Origin of the sequence: Actinoplanes sp. HUAS TT8 (genome assembly GCF_051380535.1) — a bacterium.
In the GTDB taxonomy this organism is placed as follows: Bacteria; Actinomycetota; Actinomycetes; order Mycobacteriales; family Micromonosporaceae; genus Actinoplanes.
The window spans coordinates 10,139,538-10,160,018 of the sequence record NZ_CP195646.1 but is presented as its reverse complement, the minus strand read 5'-3'; the positions used below and the strand labels follow the sequence as shown (position 1 = coordinate 10,160,018).

General features: G+C 70.0%; 16 protein-coding genes and 1 tRNA gene. 5 read left to right on the top strand and 12 right to left on the bottom strand.

All coding sequences use genetic code 11. The features are described 5' to 3' along the window. Nucleotides 1–887 precede the first annotated feature (887 nt). The 3 genes from ACSHV8_RS45410 to ACSHV8_RS45400 all read right to left on the bottom strand — a co-directional run bounded on the left by ACSHV8_RS45410 (nucleotide 888) and on the right by ACSHV8_RS45400 (nucleotide 5,126). Nucleotides 888–961, bottom strand: a tRNA-Met gene (locus ACSHV8_RS45410). Nucleotides 962–1,035: 74 nt separating this feature from the next. Beyond that, complete coding sequence (locus tag ACSHV8_RS45405; RefSeq protein ID WP_436526593.1) at nucleotides 1,036–4,002, bottom strand: UPF0182 family membrane protein; 2,967 nt, start codon at nucleotides 4,000–4,002, stop codon at nucleotides 1,036–1,038. A gap of 92 nt (nucleotides 4,003–4,094) precedes the next feature. Next, entirely contained in the window at nucleotides 4,095–5,126 is a 1,032-nt protein-coding gene (locus tag ACSHV8_RS45400) for a YlbL family protein (RefSeq protein WP_436526591.1), read from the bottom strand. 90 nt (nucleotides 5,127–5,216) lie between these two features. Here ACSHV8_RS45400 and ACSHV8_RS45395 point away from each other — a divergent pair, with 90 nt between their 5' ends. Further along, the gene (locus ACSHV8_RS45395) at nucleotides 5,217–6,470 is read left to right on the top strand and encodes a zinc-dependent metalloprotease (RefSeq protein ID WP_436526589.1); all 1,254 of its coding nucleotides are present in this window, start codon (nucleotides 5,217–5,219) and stop codon (nucleotides 6,468–6,470) included. Between the two features lie 304 nt (nucleotides 6,471–6,774). Here ACSHV8_RS45395 and ACSHV8_RS45390 read toward each other — a convergent pair whose 3' ends face one another. Together ACSHV8_RS45390 and ACSHV8_RS45385 are read right to left on the bottom strand one after the other, a co-directional pair. After that, nucleotides 6,775–7,371, bottom strand: a complete 597-nt coding sequence (locus tag ACSHV8_RS45390) for a hypothetical protein (protein ID WP_436526587.1) — start codon at nucleotides 7,369–7,371, stop codon at nucleotides 6,775–6,777. 425 nt (nucleotides 7,372–7,796) lie between these two features. Then, nucleotides 7,797–8,327 (bottom strand): M48 metallopeptidase family protein, encoded by a 531-nt coding sequence (locus ACSHV8_RS45385; RefSeq protein WP_436526585.1) that lies wholly within the window; start codon nucleotides 8,325–8,327, stop codon nucleotides 7,797–7,799. 464 nt (nucleotides 8,328–8,791) lie between these two features. On the opposite strand from ACSHV8_RS45385, the gene ACSHV8_RS45380 reads away from it, so the two are divergent. The 3 genes from ACSHV8_RS45380 to ACSHV8_RS45370 all read left to right on the top strand — a co-directional run bounded on the left by ACSHV8_RS45380 (nucleotide 8,792) and on the right by ACSHV8_RS45370 (nucleotide 11,971). Continuing rightward, complete coding sequence (locus ACSHV8_RS45380) at nucleotides 8,792–8,959, top strand: DUF5679 domain-containing protein (RefSeq protein ID WP_189328568.1); 168 nt, start codon at nucleotides 8,792–8,794, stop codon at nucleotides 8,957–8,959. Between the two features lie 203 nt (nucleotides 8,960–9,162). Then, on the top strand, nucleotides 9,163–10,251 hold the full coding sequence (locus ACSHV8_RS45375) for a hypothetical protein (RefSeq protein ID WP_436526583.1): 1,089 nt from the start codon (nucleotides 9,163–9,165) through the stop codon (nucleotides 10,249–10,251). Between the two features lie 373 nt (nucleotides 10,252–10,624). Continuing rightward, nucleotides 10,625–11,971 (top strand): ABC1 kinase family protein, encoded by a 1,347-nt coding sequence (locus tag ACSHV8_RS45370; protein ID WP_436526581.1) that lies wholly within the window; start codon nucleotides 10,625–10,627, stop codon nucleotides 11,969–11,971. Nucleotides 11,972–12,314: 343 nt separating this feature from the next. On the opposite strand, the gene ACSHV8_RS45365 is transcribed toward ACSHV8_RS45370, so the two are convergent. From ACSHV8_RS45365 to ACSHV8_RS45355, 3 genes are all read right to left on the bottom strand, one after another. Further along, nucleotides 12,315–12,677 carry a WhiB family transcriptional regulator gene (locus ACSHV8_RS45365; RefSeq protein ID WP_014694550.1) on the bottom strand — a complete coding sequence of 121 codons (363 nt, stop codon included), beginning with the start codon at nucleotides 12,675–12,677 and terminating at the stop codon, nucleotides 12,315–12,317. A 145-nt stretch (nucleotides 12,678–12,822) separates the two neighbouring features. Continuing rightward, entirely contained in the window at nucleotides 12,823–13,125 is a 303-nt protein-coding gene (locus tag ACSHV8_RS45360) for a hypothetical protein (RefSeq protein WP_436526579.1), read from the bottom strand. A 119-nt stretch (nucleotides 13,126–13,244) separates the two neighbouring features. Then, on the bottom strand, nucleotides 13,245–15,419 hold the full coding sequence (locus tag ACSHV8_RS45355) for an ATP-dependent DNA helicase UvrD2 (RefSeq protein ID WP_436526577.1): 2,175 nt from the start codon (nucleotides 15,417–15,419) through the stop codon (nucleotides 13,245–13,247). A gap of 83 nt (nucleotides 15,420–15,502) precedes the next feature. Here ACSHV8_RS45355 and ACSHV8_RS45350 point away from each other — a divergent pair, with 83 nt between their 5' ends. Further along, a complete protein-coding gene (locus tag ACSHV8_RS45350) occupies nucleotides 15,503–15,745 on the top strand; it encodes a mycoredoxin (protein ID WP_396337575.1) in 243 nt (80 codons plus the stop codon). 62 nt (nucleotides 15,746–15,807) lie between these two features. On the opposite strand, the gene ACSHV8_RS45345 is transcribed toward ACSHV8_RS45350, so the two are convergent. The 4 genes from ACSHV8_RS45345 to ACSHV8_RS45330 all read right to left on the bottom strand — a co-directional run bounded on the left by ACSHV8_RS45345 (nucleotide 15,808) and on the right by ACSHV8_RS45330 (nucleotide 20,384). Beyond that, nucleotides 15,808–16,689 (bottom strand): phytanoyl-CoA dioxygenase family protein, encoded by an 882-nt coding sequence (locus ACSHV8_RS45345; protein ID WP_436526574.1) that lies wholly within the window; start codon nucleotides 16,687–16,689, stop codon nucleotides 15,808–15,810. A gap of 85 nt (nucleotides 16,690–16,774) precedes the next feature. Next, nucleotides 16,775–17,767: an NAD(+) diphosphatase gene (gene nudC, locus ACSHV8_RS45340; protein ID WP_436526572.1), complete on the bottom strand. Its 993-nt coding sequence runs from the start codon at nucleotides 17,765–17,767 to the stop codon at nucleotides 16,775–16,777. Next, entirely contained in the window at nucleotides 17,764–19,080 is a 1,317-nt protein-coding gene (locus ACSHV8_RS45335) for a M16 family metallopeptidase (RefSeq protein ID WP_436526570.1), read from the bottom strand. The genes nudC and ACSHV8_RS45335 overlap by 4 nt, the downstream gene beginning before the upstream one ends. Further along, a complete protein-coding gene (locus ACSHV8_RS45330) occupies nucleotides 19,077–20,384 on the bottom strand; it encodes a M16 family metallopeptidase (RefSeq protein ID WP_436526568.1) in 1,308 nt (435 codons plus the stop codon). The genes ACSHV8_RS45335 and ACSHV8_RS45330 overlap by 4 nt, the downstream gene beginning before the upstream one ends. Nucleotides 20,385–20,481: the final 97 nt, after the last annotated feature.

The following is a 20,481-nucleotide window of genomic DNA, read 5'->3' as shown; positions in this document are numbered from 1 at the left end:
TCCCCCTCACCCCACCAACCCCCGCAAAGATCGACACCCCACGATGACCCGCCCACCCTGATCACGCCCACCGCCCTCACCCCACACCCTCAGCCACCCGGCCACACCCCACTCCCAAACAGCCCGTTTCCCCTCTTCCCGTAACGCACACCCACACGACCACGACCCGGACAGTTCCGACCCCACCCCCCAGCCACCCCACCCCTCCCCCACCCAAAAGTGCCCCCCACCACAATTCCCACCCCAATTCCCTCTTCTCGAACCAATCAGCAATCCCCTCCACCACCCCTCCGAATTCGACCACCCAAAAAACAAAAACACCCCCCGTCAAATCACCAAAGCCACCCACTCCACCCCTACCCGAAGCCCCAGATTCGCCACCACCGCAGAACTCCCACCCCTGCAACCTTTCAGACCCGCAGCACTTACAGAGCCGCCAAGACGCCGCCACCAACGCCGTGAGGCCACCAACACCACGATCTGTCAGCGGGTTGCAGGCCACCGGCCCCACGCGCTGTCAGCGGGTTGCAGGCCACCGGCCCCACGCGCTGTCAGCCGCTTGTAGGCCGCCGGCACCGCGAACCTGCATGAGCTGCCGTCACCAACGCCCGACAGAATGACTAGCGGTTCCGCGCCGCCCAGCGGTTGCGCAGTGGCCAGCGGTTCCGGAGTCACCGAAAAGACAGGCAATCAGCCCAAAACGCCCCACAGCCCCAGGCGCCCGCAAAAAAATCGGCCGCCCTCGGCAAGGGTTCCAACCCGCAGCCAACCAGCAAACCGCCCCCACCGTAACGCGGGGTTTCAGGGGGCTCGGCCCCCTGAGCAGATATAGGCGAAGAGGGCCCCCTGTCCGCGCTTTCTGCGGACAGGGGGCCCTCAATCCCTCGTAGCGGGGACAGGATTTGAACCTGCGACCTCTGGGTTATGAGCCCAGCGAGCTACCGAGCTGCTCCACCCCGCGTCGGTATGGGTAAACCCTAGCGCACTGCCTCCGGAAGCTGCAAAACGGCCCCCGGAGGCAGGCATCACTATCGGTCAGCCACCGGCGCTGGGTGTCGGTGACGCCCCGGCTGACGGTGCCACGCCGGGTGTGGTCGTGCCGCCGGCTGCGCCTTGGACCTGCTGGAAGCGGGTCATGGCGTCGTCGAGGGCTTTGAGGGCCGTGCCGTAGGCCACGAAGTCACCGGACTTCTGGGCGGTGCGCACGTTCTCGATGGCTTTGTCGACGTCGGCGGCGGCCGCGGCGAGGTCGCCGGGCACGGTGGTGGACGGCGCGGTGGGTTGGGTGGTCGGCGGTGTGGTGCCGGTGCCGCCCGGGTTGGTGGTGCCGGTCGTGGGGCCCTTGTTGAGTTTGGCCAGGGCTTTGAGACCGTCGGTGAGGTTGTTCTCCAGCACCACGTTGGAGCCGTCGCCGTACGACATGAGCACTTTCTGCAGCAGCGGCGGCGCGTTGGCCTGGGTGCTCTTCACGTAGACCGGCTCGACGTACAGGATGTTGTCTTCCAGCGGCAGCGAGATGAGGTTGCCGTAGAGGACGGTGGCCTGGCCGCTGCGGTTGAGGCTGAACAGCTGCTGGGAGATGCTCGCGTTGTTGACCATGAGGCGGTGCACCTGGACCGGGCCGGGTGTCACCGCGTTGTTGGGCAATTTGAGCACCTGCAGTTGGGGTTCGCCCTGGGCCGTGTACGACCCGGAGATCAGCGCGGCCATGTTGTCCCGGTTGACCGGGGTCACCCCGGAGGTCAGCTGGAAGGTGGTCGCGGCCTGTTCGGGCAGTTTGACGTTCAGGTAGAACGGCGGCTGCTTGACTCCGCTCTGCGGCGCGTCCGGCGCGTTCGGCACCTGCCAGAAGTCGTCGCCGTTGAAGAACGTCTGCGGGTCCTGGACGTGGAACTTGGTGAGCAGGTTGCGCTGCACCTTGAACATGTCGGCCGGGTACCGGAAGTGGGCGGACAGGTCGGTCGGGATGTCGGCCTTGGGGATGACCAGGTGCCCGCCGAAGGCTTTGTTCCACGCCTTGAGGACCGGGTCCTTGTCGTCGAACTCGTAGAGCTTGACGGTGCCGTCGTACGCGTCGACGGTCGCCTTGACCGAGTTGCGCATGTAGTTGACGTCGTCCCGGGCCAGCGCGAACGAGCCGGTCCCGGTGAGTTCGTCCCGGGTCTCGGTGGCCAGGTTGATCTTCTGCGAGTACGGGTAGGTCGACGCCGTGGTGTACCCGTCGAGGATCCACACGATCTTGCCGCCGACCAGCGCCGGGTAGGGGTCGCCGTCGATGGTGAGGAACGGCGCGACCTTCTCCACCCGCTCGCGCGGGGTCCGGATGTACATCACCTTGGAGTCGGCGTTGACCGCGTCGGAGAGCAGGAAGTTGCTCTCGGTGTTCTTGATCGCGAAGACGAGCCGGCGGAAGAACGAGCCGATCTCGACGCCGCCCTTGCCGTCGTAGGTGTACTTGACCTCTTCGTTCTTGTTCTGTTCCTGCGGGCGGTCGAACTCGACGTTCTTGTTCTTGTCGGTCTGGCCGACGATCGCGTACTCGGTCGACTGCTCGCCGTAGTAGATCCGCGGCTGGTCGGCTTCGAGCTCGTCGGTCGGGGCGGAACAGGTGCCCGAGTTGGTGTCGCCGAGGAAGCCGGACACGAAGTACGGGTAACCGGTACCGGCGCACACCTTGTTGGCCGGGGCGGCGACCAGGCCGTACCCGTGGGTGTAGACGGTGTGCCGGTTCAGCCAGTTCCGCTGCTGGGCGGAGAGCTTGTCGTCGTTGATCTCCCGGGCGCCGACCACGTAGTCGCCGGTCTTGCCGTCGATCGTGTAGCGGTCGACGTCCAGCTTCTCGCCGAAGTCGTAGAAGCTGCGGGACTGCTGCGACTGGGTGAAGGCCTCGGAGACCAGCTGCGGGTCGATGACCCGGACGTTCTGCGCGCTGGTGTCGTCGGGCAGGGTGGTCGGCGGCGTGGTGGTGCCGTCCGCGTTGGTGGTCGGCGTGTAGTCACTCGATTTGCTGGTATCCAGGTCGAATGCCGAGCGGGTGGCGTCTATCGCGCGTTGTATGTATGGCCGTTCCTTGTCCGACAGGCTCGGCTTGACCTGGAAGTTCTGCACCGCGAGCGGGTAGATGCCACCGATCGCCACGGCCGAGACGGCCAGCAGCGCCAGCGAGACGCCCGGCCAGACCAGGTTCCGCATCACCGCGTTGGAGAAGACCACGATCGCCACGGCGACGACGATCGAGATGTAGGCCAGGATCTCCTTGGCCGGAAGCAGCGCGTTGACGTCGGTGTAGCCGGCGCCGTACAGCCCCGGGGAGACGTGTTGCTCGAGCAGCAGGGCACGCCGATCAAGTACGTACGCCACGGCCTTGAGCAGCACGAACACCGCGACCAGGGTGGTCAGGTGAGCGCGCGCGGCAGTGGTCATCCGGTCGCCGACGCCCTGCAGGCGGACGCCGCCGAAGATGTAGTGCACCGCCAGCGCGCCGAGCACGGACAGCACCACCGCGGTGAAGCCGACACCGAGCAGGTAGCGCAGCAGCGGGTAGTCGAAGATGTAGAACCCGATGTCCACCTTGAACTGCGGGTCCGTCTGGCCGAAGTCACCACCGTTGCGGAACAGCATCCAGTCGCTCCACCGGCCCTGCGCGGAGAGACCCGCGAAGAAGCCGATGACGACGCTGACCACGGTGATCCAGGTGCCGAGCCGGGGCGCGAGAACCATCCGGTAGCGCTCCAGGGTGGCCTGTTCCTGCGAGTGCGGCCGCAGCAGCGGGCGCAGGCGGTAGGCCAGGTACAGGTTCGCCCCGACGACCAGGGCCATCGCCGCGCCGACCGCCAGGAACAGCAGCAGCTTGGTGACCAGCACCCCGGAGAAGACCTGGGTGAACTGAACCTCGGAGAACCAGAGATAGTCCGTGTACGCGTCGACGCCCCAGCCCAGCAGCGTGAAAAGTATGAAGACCCCGACCAGGACGCCGACGGTGACGCGACCGCGCCGGCTCATCCTTGGTAGGGGGCTGTTTCGCATTACCAACGTTGGCTCCACACTTCGTCGGGCCGGTGACTCACCTTACGATCTCCGGTCACTGCCAGTGGTCATGATGTCGAGCACGGCGTCGGGGTGCCACCCGACGTGAACGTCTTGAGGGCGGTGAGTGCGTCGTCCACGGTGGCCACCTTGGCCATCGGCAGGCCGGGGACCGCGTTGCGCAGCGCTTCCGCGCAGTTGTCCTTGGGCACCAGGAAGAGCTTGGCGCCGGCTTTCTTCGCGCCGTTCAGCTTCTGCGGGATGCCGCCGATCGGGCCGACGTTGCCGTCGTCGTCGATGGTGCCGGTGCCGGCGATGACCTTGCCACCGGTCAGGTCCTCGTCGCGAAGCTTGTCGATGATGCCGAGGCTGAACATCAGGCCGGCGCTCGGGCCGCCGATCTTGTCCAGATCGATCTTGATGGTGAACGGGTGCGGCTGCTTGGTGTCGATCTCGATGCCCAGGCGGGGCGTCTTCGCGTCGTCGTCGCCGGGCTTGGTGGTCACGGTCACGGTGCCGGGCTTGTCGCCCCGCGTGTACCCCACGGTCAGCGCGGTGCCGGCCGGCTTGGCCCGGACCAGCTCGGTGAGCTGCGTCGGACCGGTCACGGCGGTGCCGGCGATCGAGGTGATCACGTCGTTCTCCTGGAGCTTGCCGACCGCGGCGCCGCCCTCGGTGACCTTGCGCACGTACGTCTGCACGGGGTAGCCCAGCTCGCGCAGCGCCACCGTCTCGGCGCTGGTCTGCGAGTCCTTCCACTCCTGCGCGTTCTGCTGCTGGACCTGCTGCTCGCTACGGTCCGGCGGGTAGATCAACTCGCGCGGGACGACCGCGTCCTTGCCGCTCAACCAGCCCTGGACGGCCTGCACCAGCTCGACCTTCGACTGCACGTTGACCGTGGTGAGGCGGAGCTCGCCGGCCGACGACGACGTCTTGGCGCCGGACACCTGGATCACCTCGGTGCCCTCGGCCGAGCCGAGCGTGTTCACCGTCGGGCCGGGTGTGAGAACCACGTACGGCAGGTCGGAGATCATGACACCGGCGGCCAGCAGGGCGGTTACCAGGGCGCCCAGGATGACGGTGACACCGCGTCGTCTCATGCGCGTGAGACTACCCACCCTGTCTGAGTTCTCTCTGAGCTGATACCTCCATCAGTCCGCTACGAGCGTTTCGCGCGTACCGTGGGGGTCGTGCCTGATATCCCGTTCGGCTTCTCCCTGCCGGGCGCGCAGCCGCCCGACCCCTCCGACCCGCAGCAGATGCAGCAGTTCATGGCGCAACTGCAGCAGATGTTCACTGCCCCGGGCAGTGGCCCGGTCAACTGGGACCTGGCCCGGCAGGTCGCCGCCAGCCAGCTCTCGGCCAGTGGCGACCCGGCGGTGAACATGCACGAGCGCCACCAGGTCGAGGAGGCGCTCCGCCTCGCCGACCTGTGGCTCGACCCGGTCTGCTCGCTCCCCAGTGGCATCCACAAGGCGGTCGCCTGGAACCGCAACGAGTGGATCTACAACACTCTCGACGTCTGGAAGAAGCTCTGCGAGCCGATCGCCGGCCGCATGGTGGGCGCCATGGGCGACCTGGTTCCCGAGGAGGCCCGGGCCCAGCTCGGCCCCATGCAGTCGATGGTCGCCACGCTCGGCGGCGCGCTCTTCGGCGGCCAGCTCGGCCAGGCGTTCGGCCAGCTCGCGGCCGAGGTGCTCTCGGCCGGCGACATCGGCCTCCCGCTCGGCCCGGCCGGCACCGCCGCCCTCATCCCGGCCAACATCAAGGCGTACGGCGAGGGCCTGGAACTCCCCGAGGACCAGGTCCGGCTCTACGTGGCGTTGCGCGAGGCGGCCCATCAGCGGCTCTTCGGGCACGTCCCGTGGCTGCGGGCCCACGTGCTGAACGCCGTCGAGACGTACGCCAATGGCATCACCGTGAACCGGGAGGCGATCGAGGAGGCGATGAGCCGCGTCGACCCCACCGATCCGGAGTCGATGCAGGCCATGGCGCTGGAGGGCATCTTCACGCCGGAGGACACCCCGCAGCAGAAGGCCAGCCTGGCCCGTCTGGAGACGGCGCTGGCGCTGGTCGAGGGCTGGGTCGGCCAGGTCGTCGACCAGGCCGCCGGAGACCGTCTGCCCTCGGTCGCCGCGCTGGGCGAGGCGTTCCGCCGCCGCCGGGCCGCCGGCGGTCCGGCCGAGCAGACCTTCGCCGCCCTGGTCGGCCTGGAGCTGCGCCCCCGCCGCCTGCGCGAGGCCGGCGCCCTGTGGTCCGCCGTCGCCGAGCAACGCGGCACGGCCGGCCGCGACGCCCTCTGGGACCACCCGGACCTGCTGCCCACCGACGACGACTTCGCCCACCCGGAAGTCTTCGCCAGCAGCCAGTCCGACTGGGACATCAGCGAGCTGGAAGGGCTTGAGGGCAACCCCGAGCCCGGCCCGGAAACCCCGGAGAAGTAACCCTCTTTTCGCTGGTCCGGGGCGGTGCTGAGCACCGCCCCGGCCGCTTCCCCAGCACGCCGCGCCGGCTCAGCCGCATTCCGGGCGCGCGGCGCAAGCCTGGCCACTCTCCGACCTCACCGCGCCGGCTCAGCCGCTTTCCGGGCGCGCGGCGCCAAGGCCGCTTCGCCACCCGGCGCATCCCGCGGCCGCCGGCTCCGCTTCGGTCCGGCTTGCCGCTTTTCCCGTACGGCGGTGATCGCGCGCTGCCGAATCCGCGGGGACCAGCCGCCCGACGGCTCGGCGCGCCGCCGTGTCCCCCGGATCAGCCGCCGAGCAGGGTTCGCGTGTTGTCCCAGCCTTCGAGCGCGACGTCGAGCGTCCCGAGGTCGGCCGGCCCCCGCAGGCGACGCCACGGCGGGGTCGAGGTGACGTCCCCGGGCGCGGGAGCCGTCCTGCGCAGCAGCTGAGCCGTGGCGGAGTCCAGATCGTGGTCGGCCAGCCACTCCGGCGCGGGCAGGCTCGTGGCGACGCCCAGCACCCCTCCCCCGGGCCCGCTCGGCGCGACCGCGACCGCCTTGCTCTCCAACGGCCGGAGAAGCTTTCCGAGAATCATCCCCGGCACGTCCGGCGCGTCCGCGGCGATCACCGCCGCCTGCTCGAAGCCGTCAGCCGTCGCGGCCGCCAGCACGGGCAGCACGGTCGCCCGCTCGACCTCGTAGATCCGCATGCCCGGCCAGGCGATCTCCTCGGCCAGCCCCCGATCCTCGGGCGTAGCCGCGATCGCGGCCTCGGCCTGCGCCAGCCGGGCCAGCAGGTCGACGACGTCCTCGGCGAGCGCGGCCCGCCAGTCGGCCAGGTCCACCCCCGGAGGGCTCCACGGCACCGGAACCAGCATCGCCACCACTACACGCCGCGTCACGCGAGAACCCTAACGGCCCGTCGCGGCCGGGTTCCAACGCGCAGCCCAGCTGCCGGCCGGGTTCCAGCGCAGCCCAGCTGCCGGCCGGGTTCCAGCGCAGCCCAGCTGCCGGCCGGGTTCCAGCGCGGCCCGGCTGCCGGCTGAGTGCCCACTGCGCGCGGGCTGGGCGTGGGGGCTGACCGGACCACGGCTGTCCGGGCCGATTGATCTTGGGTGCCGGCTGTGGATACAGGCCCACCACCCTGGGGGAGCCCCCGCAGAGCATTCTGCCGTGGGGGCGGGGCGGCGCGCTCCGGGCCTGTGGACAACTCGCTGGTGTGGACAACGCTGACGCCGTACGGCGAAAGCCGCCGGAGGCGCCGGATGGCCGGCGGCGAACAGCGGATCTTGCACCGAGCGTAATCGTGGCGCCGCAGGCGTGCGGGTTATTCGGCCATCACCAGGGAGCCGGCGGCGGAGACGCCCTCCAGATAGCCACGGGCGCGCTCGGCCTTGGGGAAACGGTCGACGAGCTCCCAGAATCGCGCGTTGTGGCTGGGCACGACCAGGTGGGCGAGCTCGTGCAGCAGCACGTAGTCGATCACCCAGTCGGGCATCTCCTGGATCCGGTGCGAGATCCGGATGGTGGCGTCGTCCGGGGTGCAGGAGCCCCAGCGGCCGTTCTGGTTCGTCACCCAGCGCACACTTGCCGGGGCCACCAGGTCCACGTAGTCGGCGAGATAGCGCGCGGTGAGCCGGCGGGCGCGGTTGAGAAGCTCGGCGTCGGTGCACCTGAGACGTTCCTCACGGGCAGCCAGCCGGGCGAGCATGCGCTCGACCCACTCGGTCTCCTCGGCGCGCGAGAACCGGTCCGGGATGAGCACGACCACGCGCTCTCCGTCGCGATACGCGGACACCGTCCTGCGCCGGCGCTGACTGCGCCGCACTTCCACGACAGGCTTGCGCACGCGGGCCATTACCGGCTCGCGAGGCCCAGATTCGGGTTCACGTTGAGACGCTAAACCGGGAGACCCTGGTCACCGCAAGAGTACGCCCAATGACTGTCACGGAATACGGCCGGTTCGTCCGCATATACCCGAAAAAAATTTCCTCAGCCGCAACATCTGAGACAGCCGTCAACCTAGACCATCTTCGACTCAGTGGACTACTCGGGGCTCACATCCCTTTCGTGCCGTTATGAAGCCAATCGTCGGCGTGTCCCGGCAAATCTGTACGAAAAGGGCACTTCGGACCGGCACACTCACGTCGTCGGTGACACCGCCGACACTGCGCTGACATGGAAACGGCCTGACCTGGGTAAGTCCACGCCCCGGACGAGGGCCACGCCACATGGCGGCCCGTCGCCGCAGACAGGTTCGCGCCCGTCGCCGCGAACAGGCACGGGGCCCAGCGGCCGACGACACGAACACGAGGAGGAACCGTGGCCGACACCACATACAACGGCTACTGCGTCAAGTGCAAGGAGAAGCGTGACTTCCAGGGCAACGTGGAGGTCTCCAAGACCGGCATGAACATGGCCAAGGGCAAGTGCCCGGTGTGCGGAACGACGATGAACCGGATTCTGGGTAAGGCCAAGCCGGCCAGCTGATGAGCACTCCGGGGAGGCCGGCCACCACGGCCGATCTCCCCGGCAAGCCATAACCGTGTCCGTGCGGACACGTTGAGTTATCCGGAGCCGGTGTACCCACCTGTGGATAACTCGCTCGGGCCTGTGGATAAAGCAGCCGAGTGGCTCGCGGGGCTGTGGATAACGAACCCGCTCCGCAGCCCCGTAGTGACAACCTGTCACTCATGACTCCTCGGCCCCGCACTCCTCTACCTCGGCCAACCCTGATCCCCGGGCTCGCCCGGGTCTGGCGTGGGCCCGTCGAGCTGCAGCTGGGGATGGATCCGGCGCGGGCCGTGCGCCTGGAACTACCCGACCCGCGGCTGGCCCGGGTCCTCGATCTGCTCGACGGCAACCGGCCGGAGCGGCAGGTTCTCCTGCATGCGGCCGAGCTCGGCATCCCGCCCGACGAGGCTCGGGAGCTGCTCGACCTCCTGCATCGGGCCGGTCTGGTGCTGCCGTCGTCGGCGCTGCTGCCGGCCGGGTTGCCCAGTGCCGAGCGACGCCGGCTGGCCGGTGAGGCCGCCGCCCTCGCGCTCTCCCCCACCGACGTCTCGTCGCCCGCACGCCTCTCGTCACCCGCTCGCGCCCTGCGTCGCCGGCGCGCGGCCCGGGTCGTTCTGGCCGGACGCGGGCGGCTCGGCTCGACCGTCGCGGTCGCCCTGGCCGAGGCCGGGGTCGGGCATGTGTATCCGGACCTCTCCGGCATGGTCGGGCCGGGCGATCTGCCCGGCAGCGCACTACGAGTCGCTGACCTGGGCAGCCCCCTGCGCACGGCGGTGGCCGCCACGGTCGTCCAGGCTGTGCCCGGGACCGACGTCCGGGAGGTCCGCCGAGGGCCGGCCAGCCTGGTCGTCCAGCTCGCCCACGACGAGCCGGCCGCCCTGATCGCCGCCGCACACGCCGGTCGGCGCCAACCCCACCTCGCGGTACGGATCCGCGACGGTGCGGCCGTCATCGGCCCGTTCGTGCCCGCGTTCGGCGGTCCCTGTCTCAACTGTCTGGACCTGCATCGTCATGATCGCGACCCGGACTGGCCGGGCACGCCCGCACCACCCGGGCCGGACGCCGCGGAACCGTGCACGGTGGCGACCGTCCTGACCGCGACCGGCTTCGCGACCGCCGAGGTGCTGGAGTTCCTGGACGGCGGGACGCCGGAGACGTTGGGGGCGTCCGTGGAGATCAGCGCGCCCGGTCGTTCCCGCCGGCGCACCTGGCAGCCCCATCCCGGCTGCACCTGCCGTCGGCGCACTCGGCGCCCACCAGCCCCATGAGCCCGGGCCGTCCCGCCCCGCACCACCATTCGCCGCCCACAACACCGAGACCCCCGCCAGGCAGTTGCCGGCGAGGCCTGCCGCCGACTGTGATGGTTGTCTCCGCGCGATCGAGGCTCCCCTGGCCGCAAGCTGCGCGGCCCAAGCCGGCTCTGCGGGGTGCCTCCGGCGGCCCGACACGGCCCTCGGCGCCAACTGCGCGGGCCCGGCCGGCGATGGAGCTCGGGACGGCAGCAGGAGCGTGCTGAGGGCGGCGTTCGAAAGGCTGAATTGTGGAGGAAATGTGGATCCTCGATCGAACCTTTGTCGCATAACCCAGCAAACCCGGGCGCGACCGCCCGAGGAACGCCCGCCCGTCGGTAACAATGATCTGGTGACGGACATACCGCGCCGCGCGGCCTCTCGGACAGCCAAGCTGGCCGCACTGCCCCTCGGCTTCGCCGGACGCACCGCGCTGGGTCTCGGTAAGCGGGCCGTCGGGATCGCCGCCGACGTCATCTCCGCGGACATCCAGCAGCGCACCGCCGAGCAGCTGTTCATGGTGCTGGGCCAGCTCAAGGGCGGTGCGATGAAGTTCGGCCAGGCGCTCTCGGTGTTCGAGGCCGCCCTGCCGGAAGAGATGGCCGGCCCCTATCGGCAGGCGCTGACGAAGCTGCAGGAGGCCGCCCCACCGATGCCGGTGGCCAGCGTGCACAAGGCGCTGGCCGAGCAGCTCGGGCCGGATTGGCGGGACGGTTTCGCCGAGTTCGACGACAGCCCGGCCGCCGCGGCCAGCATCGGCCAGGTGCATCGCGCGGTCTGGAAGCTGCCGCCGGCCCGGCGGAACGGGAAGCCGAAACTGCTCCCGGTCGCCGTCAAGGTGCAGTATCCGGGCGCCGGCGAGGCCCTGGTCTCGGACCTCAAGCAGCTTTCCCGGCTGGCCGGCATGTTCAAGATCATCCAGCCTGGGATCGACGTCAAGCCGCTCCTGGCCGAGCTGCACGAGCGGGTCGTCGAGGAGCTGGACTACGAGATGGAGGCCGAGACGCAGCGCGTCTTCGCCGCCGCGTACCAGGATGATCCGGACATCTTCGTGCCCCGGGTGGTCGCCTCCGCGCCGCGGGTCCTGGTCACCGAGTGGGTCGAGGGCACCCCGCTGGCCGGTGTGATCGCCGACGGCACCACGGAGGAGCGCGACGAGGCCGGCCGCATGATGGCGATTCTGCACTTCTCGGCGCCGGGCCGGGCCGGGCTGTTGCACGCCGACCCGCATCCGGGCAACTTCCGGATCCTGCCGGACGGGCGGCTCGGCGTGATCGACTTCGGCGCGGTGGCCCGGCTTCCGGAGGGTCACCCCGAGCCGATCGGGCGGCTGGTGCGTCTGGCTCTGGCCGGTGACGCCCAGGGCGTGGCCGACGGGCTGCGCGACGAGGGTTTCATCAAGCGTGACGAGTCGATCGACGCGGAGGCGGTGCTCGGCTTCCTCCGGCCGATGATCGAGCCGGTGGCGGTGGAGCGTTTCCGCTTCACCCGGAGCTGGCTGCGTGGGGAGGCGACCCGGATCGCGAATCCCCGGTCGCCCGCCTACCAGCTCGGCCGCAAGCTCAACCTGCCTCCGTCGTACCTGTTGATTCATCGGGTGACGCTGGGCTCGATCGGCGTTCTGTGCCAGTTGGAGGCCGAGGCGGCGTACCGGGAGATTCTCGAGGAATGGTTGCCGGGGTTCGCCCCGGTCGCGTGAGCTCCCAGCTCCAGGTCGGACTCCATCCGTGCCTCCGGGCTGACCGGACGAACGGCGAAAGGCCCGTCCGATGCGGACAGGCCTTTCGTCATTCCCAGGTAGCGGGTCTATGCGGGATCAGTAGCCGCCGACGCCGAGTTCGCGGGCAGCCTGCTTGCGGCTTTCCATCGCGATGCGGCGGGCGGAGCGGTAAGCCTCAGGTGCACGGTCACTCTGAGGCTGACGCATTCGAGCCCTGGACAACGCCTCTTGGATGAGTCTCACTTTGGTGGCTCCATTCGGATATACGTTTTCGGTGCTCGTCATTCGGCTATCGGTTTCGTGCTGGGTGTGGACGGTCATCTCAGGCCGCCAGCCGCACGCTGTTGCGCGAGTCGAGACCGTTCGCGGCGAGCCGCTCCTCGACCTCGACAGCCAGCTCGGCGTCGCGAGCCACGTCCGCCTTACGCGGACGGCCCCGCGGCCGCTTGCGCGGAACGACCGCGCCACGCTCGAAGATCTCTCCGCCCCAGACACCCCAGGGCTCGCTCCGCTCCACCGCGCCGGCGAGGCACTCGACGCGCAGCGGGCAGTCCCCGCAGAGCGACTTGGCCAGCTCCAGCTGGGCCGGGGAGTCGGAGAACCACAGGTCCGGGTCGAACTTCCGACAGGGCAGGTTCGCCTCGATGTCGACGGTGATGTCGATCGGGGCCAGCGCCAGACTCATAAAGCCCGGTCACCTCTCTCTTTCTCGCGATCTTCTGGATCGTCTTCCGGGGTTGTGCACCGGCGGGTGAGCCGGAAAAACAATTGAGGCCGCGGATCCCGGTTAGGGGTTCCGCGGCCTCGAGGTGAGCCGGAGGTCTGGTCTGTCAGACCGGCCTTCCTCGAGGCGGGGTGCCGCTGCCACCGTCCGTGTAACGCTTCGCGGAGATGGAATCGTCGCCCTTGAACCCAGTGGTGCCATTGGTGCCGTTGATTCCGACGAGCACGCGCTCGACAGCCCATTTGCCCAGCTCGGCCTGGGGCTGGCTGACGACCTGGTGCGCCTGCGGAGCCAGGACCCGCTCAGCAACCAGTAGCGCCGACGGAGCGGCGACGGGCAGCAGAGCGGACGGAGCACAGGCAGCAGACGGCAGCAAAGACGTACGCATCAGCATGGTGTTGATCCTCATCTTGGCCACCTCCTCCAATTACCTGCACTCGTAGTTTGATCTCGCCCGGGAAGGCTCCCCGGCAAGGTGTGTCCTGAGGCTATGCCTGCCCTACAGGGGAGGGCAAACGAATTAACGGACTAGTTTTCAAAGTTTTTTCGGCCAAGATCATCGGGGCTCGCGCCGCCCACCAGAGCGAAGACCGCATCGCCGTACTGGCCCAGCTTGCGCGGCCCGATTCCGGCGATCGCCAGCAGCTGAGCCGGATCGGTCGGCCGGCGTTCCGCGACGGCCACCAGAGTGGCGTCGGTGAACACGACGTACGCAGGAACTTTCAGCTCCGCGGCGGTGCTCGCCCGCCAGGCCTGCAGTCGCTCGAAAAGATCTTCGTCCATGTCTGACGGGCAGGTCGGGCAGCGGCCCAGTTTCCGGTCGGCACCGGCCAGCAGGGTCGCCCCGCAGATCCGGCAGGACGACACCTTGGGCGGACGGCGGTCGGGTTTCCGACTGGGCTCGCCCGCCGTCTTCGAGAACCCGCCGTTCGAGTACCCGCCGTTCGAGAATCCACCGCCGCCGGAGCGCTCCAGCTGCGGCAGGAAGCGGCACGGCCGACGGGCCCGCCCACCCGGCGCCCGCGACTGGCCCAGCGAGAGCCACAGCAGCTGCCGGGCCCGGGTCACCCCGACGTAGAGGAGTCTTCGCTCCTCCTCCAACTGCTCCGAGCTTTTCGCGTACGTCGTGGGCAGCGTCCCGTCGGCCAGCCCGACCAGGAACACCGCGTCCCACTCCAGGCCCTTGGCCGAGTGCAGGGACGCCAGGGTGACCCCGGCCACGGTCGGCGCGTGCTGCTGCTCGGCGCGACGGGCCAGCTCCTCGTTGAACGCGGACAGGGTGATCTCCCGCTGGACCCGGCCGGCCTCGCCGATCGGCAGGATCTCCGGCTCGGCGGCGTACTCCTCGGCCAGCGTGACCAGCGCCGCGAGGGCCTCCCACTGTTCGCGGGCGGCGCCGCCGGTCGGTGGCTGCGACCGGTTCCAGCCGGCCCGGGCCAGGCCCTCGACGACCGCGTCGACCAGCGGCGTCTCGCCCGGGATGGAGCGCACGGCGGCGCGCAGGGCGACCATCGCCTGCCGCACCTCGGGCCGCTCGAAGAACCGTTCGGCGCCCCGGACCACGTACGGAACCTGGGCCTCGGCCAGGGCTTCCTCGTACGCCTCGGATTGCGCGTTGGTCCGGAAGAGCACCGCGATCTCGCTGGCCGGCGTGCCCGACGCGATGAGTTCCCGGCAGCGCCGGGCCACCGCGTTGGCCTCCCCCGGCTCGTCCGGGAAGATCTTCAGCTCCGGTTCCGGGCCGGACGGGCGCTGGCCCTGCAGTTCCAGGCGCAGTTTCGCCTCGGTGCCGCGGGCCTGCCGGATCACCGCGTTGGCCAGCCCGACCACCTGCGGGGTGGACCGGTAGTCGCGGACCAGGCGCACCACCGTGGCGCCGCGCCACTTGCGCGGGAAGTCGATCAGGTGCGACGAGCTGGCACCGGTGAACGAGTAGATCGTCTGGCTGGCGTCGCCGACCACGGTGAGGTCGTCGCGCCCGCCCAGCCAGGCCTCCAGCAGCCGCTGCTGCAGCGGGTTGACGTCCTGGTACTCGTCGACGACGAAGTGCCGGTACTGCGCGCGGATCTGCTCGCCGACGTCCGGGTGGTCCTCGATGCCCCAGACCGCGGCGCGCAGCAGATCCTCGAAGTCGATCACGCCCTGACGGCGTTTGAGCGACTCGTAGGCGGCGAACACCTCGGCCACCCGGTCCGCCTCGAACGGGGGCTCACGCAGCGCCTTGGCGGCGGCGACGATGTACTCCGACGGCTCGACGAGAGACGACTTGGCCCACTCGATCTCGCCGGCCAGGTCCCGGGCGACCGCGCGGTCGGCGCGCACCCCGGCCCGGGTGGCGGCCAGACCGACCAGCCGGATCTTGCTCTCCATCAGCTCGGGCATGCCGCGGCCCTCGAGCAGGCGGGACGCGAAGTAGCGCACCTGGCGCAGCGCGGCCGCGTGGAACGTGCGCGCCTGGACCCCGCCGGCGCCGAGCGCGGTGAGCCGCGCACGCATCTCGGCCGCGGCCCGGGCGGTGAACGTCACCGCCAGCACGTGCCGTGGGTTGATCTCGCCGGAGAGCGTCCGGTGTGCGATCCGGTGAGTGATCGCACGGGTCTTCCCGGTCCCCGCACCCGCCAGGATGCAGACCGGCCCGGCCGGGGCCGTCACCGCCGTCCGCTGGTCCGGGTCGAGCCCGGCCAGCACCGCTTCAGTCCGCACGGTAGGGAATCATGACACCCCTGCGGGGTGTTGTGCTTTTCAGCCGCACCGCCGTGTGACCTGTCTCGAAGGAGCCCTGACCGATGCTGACCATGTACTCGACGTCCTGGTGTGGGTATTGCCACCGGCTGAAGAGCCAGCTCGACCGGGAGGGCATCGCCTACGACGTCGTCGACATCGAGCAGGACGAGGCGTCGGCCGCCTTCGTCCGCAGCGTCAACGGCGGTAACCAGACCGTGCCGACGCTCAAGTTCGACGACGGTTCGGCGCTCACCAACCCGTCGATCGTGCAGGTCAAGCAGCACCTGGCGACGATCGGCGCCTGACCGGCCAAGCCGACGAAAAGGGGCCGCCCAGCTGGGCGGCCCCTTTTCCGTTGCTCAGAACTTCACGGGATCAGAGCCGGGATGCTGCTGTCGAGCAGGCCCCGCTCCTTGAGCTCGCCGTAAAGCGGCGTGCTCTCCGGGTAGTGACCCCACTGGTGGTCACCGTCACCCTTGCCGAAGCCGCCGAGCAGCTGCTTCTCCACCTCGGTCTTGCTGTCCCACTCCGGCTTGTTCGGCAGGTCGGCGACCTCGTCGCGGATGGCGATCCAGCGCGGGGTGTAGCCGAAGAACGCGCCGACACGGGTGATGTCGGAGTAGTTGTCCGACCGGGCGTGCCAGATGCGGCGGTCGAACACGACCAGGTCGCCCGCGTTCGCGGTGATCTGGACAGCACCCTCGGGCTGCGGCCATGGGACGCCACGGCTCGGCGGGCCGGGCAGCCAGTTGGTCTTGTGGCTGCCGGGCAGGACGGTGAAGTTGCCCCGGCCGGTCTCGCTGACGTCGGAGAACCAGTAGGCCAGCTTCACGGACAGCATCGGGCGGGGATCGGTCTCGATCTCCCGGTTCTGCCGGCCGCCGTCCTGGTGCCAGTGCCACCATTCCTTCTGCTGCTCGTGCAGCTGGGGGTGCACGTCGATGTGCGAGTGGTACACGTGGATGTTCCACCCGAGCAACGACCAGATGTACTTGAAAGCCTTGGGGTGGTCGAGCAGGAACGCCAGCTCGGGCACGTACGCGATCGGCGACAGCTGGTGCAGGGCACCGGTCGCGCTCAGCTTGCCCTCGGCCTTGGCCTTCTCGTAATACCCCAGGATCGCGGCCCGGCCGGCCTCGATCTCGCTCTCACTGAGCACCGACGGCACGACGATGTAACCGTCGCGGTCGAACGCCTCCCGCTCTTCCGCGGACATCGGCGTCCACGCCGGCGCTTCCACCTGGGTCATCGGATCCCCTCTCGTCTTTGTAAGTCTGACGCACCGGGACGGTACCCAGGTTGCCTCCTAAACGAGAAATTCTCTGATCAGACGTTTAAAAGTGATCTTGCGCACGATCGTTCAGCCATTTATCGATGAGATAAAACGCGATCGAGGACCGCATCGGGACGCCCATCGGGATGCCGAGTTCCGGGTGCACGAAACCACCGGCGATCATCTTGGCGATCTGCTCCCGGGTGAACCAGTGCGCCTCGTCGATCTCCTCCGGGTCGAGGCGCAGCGGCTGCGCCGGGTCGGCGGTGGCCAGGAACCCCAGCATCAGCGAGCCCGGATAGGGCCAGGACTGACTGCCCTCGTACCGCAAGGAGTTGATTTTTATGCCGACCTCCTCGGCCACCTCGCGGATGACGGCGGCCTCGGCCGACTCGCCCGGCTCGACATAACCGGCCAGGCAGGAGAAGCGGGTCAGCCCCTCCGGGCCGCGGGGCCAGCCCGCGTTGTGACCGAGCAGGCAGCGGCCGGTGGGGCCGGACACGCCGTCGTGCACCACGACGATCATCGCCGGGTCGGTGCGCGGCCACATCAGCCGGCCGTCGGCATCGGCCCGGGCCCAGCCGGCCTCCACCGCGACCGTCGGCTGGCCCGAACGCGGCGAGAACCGGTGGCTGGCGTGCCAGTTGGCCAGCGCGGCGGCGGCCGTGAAGATCCCGGCGTCGCGGGCGTCGAGCAGGTGCCCGATCTCCCGCAACGTCGCCGCGCGGGCGCCCTCGACCGGGGGTGGCGTGGCGTCCACGGTCCAGAGCGGGGTGCCGTCGGCGTCGACACCCAGGAACCAGTGCTCGGCCTCGGGCGCATCGGCGGCCGGCACCAGGATCAGCTCGACGGCGCCGTCGGCCCGCTCGGTGACCAGGGCCCGGCCGCCCGCGGCCAGATCCACCACCAGGACCTGCCCGCGGGTCCAGGCCTCGGCCAGCCAGGCCTCGTCCTTACGCCGGTGGGCGGCGCGGTCCAGCGTGGTCCGCGCCAGCGGCGGCGTGCCCGGCTGCTCGCCCAGATCAGGCTGCTCGGGTTGCTCGGTGCCGCTCACTGCGCGCCGCGCTCCACCGACGTCAGGGCGGACAGCTGGGCCTCGATCTTGTCGGCGTCGCCGAGGACCACGGTCACCGCGCGGGACGGCGCGAGATACTTCGCCGCGGCCGCCGCGACGTCCTCCTGGGTGGCCGCGGCGAGCCGGGCCGAATGCTCGCGCAGGTGGTCGAGGCGCAGGCCGAAACCGGCGTAGACGGTGGCCAGACTGGCCAGCCCGCCCTGGGTCGACATGCCCAGCCGCAGGGTGCCCAGCGCGTACCTCCGGGCCTGCTCCAGCTCCTCCTCGCCGGGCGGGAGGCTGGCGATGCGGCCCAGCTCGTACGTCGTCTCGAGCAGCGACGGCCCGGTCACCTCGGTCGCCACCTCGGCCGCGGCGAGCAGGGAGGACCCGGCCGCGAAGTGCTCGATCACGGCGTGCGGCCCGTACGTGTACCCCTTGTCCTCGCGGATGTTCTCCACCCAGCGGGACGAGAAATAGCCGCCGAAGACCAGGTTGGCCAGGGTCAGCGCGGCGTAGTCGGGGTCGGTACGGGTCGGCGCGGGCAGCGCCACCCGCAGCGAGGACTGCACCGAGCCGGGCCGGTCGACGAGCAGCAGCGGGCCGGGAACGAGCGCCGGCGTGGGCGGGATGTCGCCGTCCCGCGCCGTGCCGCTCCAGCCGCCGAGCATCTTCTCGGCCACGTCGATGGACTGCTCCGGGTCGATGTCGCCGACCAGGACCAGGATCGCGCCGGCCGGGCGGACCCGGTCGGCGTGCAGCGCGCGCAGGGCCTCCGGCTCGACCGCGCGGACCTCCTCCGGGGTGGGGGTCTGCACACCGTACGGATGCTCGCCGAACATCCGCTTCAGCAGCGCGACCCGGGCCAGGTGGGAGGGCTGGCTGAGGGCGACCTGGATGTTGTCGACCAGGCGCTCGCGCTCGGTGACGACCTCCTCGCCCGGGTACGTCGCGTCGGTCAGCACCCCGGACAGGATCTCCAGCATCCGGCCGAGACCGCCGGCCAGGGCGTTGCCGCCGATCTGGAGACGGTCCGGGTCGAGGCCGGCGCCCAGGCTGCCGCCGACCGCCTGCAGCTCGGCGGCGATGTCGAGCATCGTCATCGAGCCGGTGCCGGTGAACAGCGCCTGGGAGAGCAGGGTGGCCGGGCCCAGCGGGGCGCGGCCGAACGGGATGCGCAGCCGCACCTCGACCAGCGGCACCGCGGCACGGCGGATGGCCAGCACGGTCAGGCCGTTGGGCAGGGTGCGCTCGGCCTGCGGGGGCAGGATCAGCTCGGTGTCCGGAATCAGATCCGGAAGGTTCTTGGTCATGCTCCGGCTCCCGGGAGAACTTCGACGACGGCGCGGCGCTCGGGCCGCAGGGTGGCCGCGGCGGCGACGACCTGCTCCGCGGTGACCTCGTTGACCAGCTTGGGCAGCTCGTTGAGCAGCCCGGGGCGGCCGCGCTGCAGCTCCAGCACGGCCATCGGCAGGGCCCGCCCGAGCACCTCGTCGGTGCCCTGCAGCAGGCGGGTCGCCATGCGGGCCTGGGTGCGCTCCAGCTCGCCCGGCTTGAGGCCGTCGGCGGCCAGGCGGTCCAGCTCCTCGTCGACCGTGCGCAGCACCTTGCCGGCGTCGCCGCCGGGCGGCATGTGGGCCTGCAGGAGCAGGGCGGTCGGGTTGCGCACCTGGTACTCGTCACCCATGAAGCCGAGGTAGCCCCCGACGTTGGTGACCGAGCGGTCGCGCTGGACCAGGCGCTCGACCAGGCGGGACGCGTCGCCGTCGGTGAGCACCTCGGCCAGGACCGAGAACGGCAGGTACGCGTCGAAGGCGCCGATCGGGTCGGGCACCCGGTAACCGGCGGCGACCGCCGGGAGCGGGGCGATGCGATCGGTGTACGACTCGCGGCGCTCACCGTCCAGGTCCGGCTCGTCGAAGGCGGGCAGGACCGGGGCCGGGCGGGCCGGCACGTCCCCGAAGTGGCGCTCGATCATCACGGTGGCCTCGGCCACGTCGAAGTCACCGGCGACCGAGAGCACCGCGTTGCCGCAGGCGTAGTACCGGTCGAAGAAGCCCTGCGCGTCGGCGACGGTGGCGCTCTCCAGGTCCTCGAACGAGCCGTAGCCGTCGTGGGCGTTGGGGAACGTCTTGAACATCACCGGTGGGAGCTTCAGCCAGGGAAAGCCACCGTAGGGCCGGTTCAGCACGTTGACCCGGATCTCCTCCTTGACCACGTCGACCTGATTGCGCAGGTTCTCCTCGGTCAGGCGGGGGCCACGCATCCGGTCGGCCTCGAGGAAGAGCGCCCGCTCCAGCGCACCGGCCGGGAGCACCTCGAAGTAGTCCGTGTAGTCCAGGTGGGTGGAGCCGTTGAAGCTGCCGCCGGCGCCCTGCACGTGCCGGAAGTGGGCGAGCTTCTCAAGATTCTCCGAGCCCTGGAACATCAGGTGCTCGAAGAGGTGGGCGAAGCCGGTCCGCCCCTCGGGCTCGCTGCGGATGCCCACGTCGTAGACGACGGCCACGCCGACGACCGGAGCGCTGCGGTCCGGAGACAGGACCACGCGCAGGCCGTTGGCGAGCGTGAACCTCTCAACCGGGTATTTCGTCGCGGGGATCTGGATTCTGGACGCCACGAAGGTGACATTAGCGCGCTGCGTGACCACCCGTGGGACTACCTGTGGTGGCTTCATCGACGTCCCGTCATGCGGTCGGGGCCTTGACGCACTAAAC

Bases quoted from the DNA above. Each gene is read 5' to 3' on its own strand.
- ACSHV8_RS45365 (WP_014694550.1), bottom strand. From the start codon at position 12,677: ATGAGTCTGGCGCTGGCCCCGATCGACATCACCGTCGACATCGAGGCG.
- ACSHV8_RS45360 (WP_436526579.1), bottom strand. From the start codon at position 13,125: ATGAGGATCAACACCATGCTGATGCGTACGTCTTTGCTGCCGTCTGCT.
- ACSHV8_RS45385 (WP_436526585.1), bottom strand. From the start codon at position 8,327: ATGGCCCGCGTGCGCAAGCCTGTCGTGGAAGTGCGGCGCAGTCAGCGC.
- ACSHV8_RS45345 (WP_436526574.1), bottom strand. From the start codon at position 16,689: ATGACCCAGGTGGAAGCGCCGGCGTGGACGCCGATGTCCGCGGAAGAG.
- ACSHV8_RS45335 (WP_436526570.1), bottom strand. From the start codon at position 19,080: ATGACCAAGAACCTTCCGGATCTGATTCCGGACACCGAGCTGATCCTG.
- ACSHV8_RS45375 (WP_436526583.1), top strand. From the start codon at position 9,163: ATGACTCCTCGGCCCCGCACTCCTCTACCTCGGCCAACCCTGATCCCC.
- ACSHV8_RS45405 (WP_436526593.1), bottom strand. From the start codon at position 4,002: ATGAGCCGGCGCGGTCGCGTCACCGTCGGCGTCCTGGTCGGGGTCTTC.
- ACSHV8_RS45350 (WP_396337575.1), top strand. From the start codon at position 15,503: ATGCTGACCATGTACTCGACGTCCTGGTGTGGGTATTGCCACCGGCTG.
- ACSHV8_RS45400 (WP_436526591.1), bottom strand. From the start codon at position 5,126: ATGAGACGACGCGGTGTCACCGTCATCCTGGGCGCCCTGGTAACCGCC.